Origin of the sequence: Moellerella wisconsensis ATCC 35017 (assembly GCF_001294465.1) — a bacterium.
Taxonomy (GTDB): Bacteria; Pseudomonadota; Gammaproteobacteria; order Enterobacterales; family Enterobacteriaceae; genus Moellerella; species Moellerella wisconsensis.
Genome location: NZ_LGAA01000070.1, coordinates 1 through 324 on the forward strand (window position 1 = coordinate 1; position 324 = coordinate 324).

General features: G+C 53.4%; 1 pseudogene. It reads left to right on the forward strand.

Annotated elements, in window-relative coordinates:
* Positions 1–15: 15 nt before the first annotated feature.
* Positions 16–324 (forward strand): annotated as a pseudogene (locus M992_RS15270) (conjugal transfer protein TrbC); the annotation flags it as partial.

The following is a 324-nucleotide window of genomic DNA, read 5'->3' on the forward strand; positions in this document are numbered from 1 at the left end:
CGTTCACTGGAAAAAATGGGCGTATTTTCCTCCCAGGATCACCCGTCGCTCGCCCGCGGCGCGAACGGCGAGGTGGATTCGCTGATCGCCAACACCCGCGTGAAATATTTTGAGTCGATTGAAGACCGGAAAACCTTTGAAATACTGCGCGAAACCGTCGGCCAGGATTATTATTCTGAGCTCTCCGGGCAGGAAGCCGAACACGGCACGTTTTCCAAAACGGTCCGGGAAGGGGATCTGTACCAAATCCGTGAAAAGGACCGCGTGAACATTCGTGAGCTGCGTAAGCAGACCGAAGGTCAGGTGGTAATTTCTTTTCAGGAT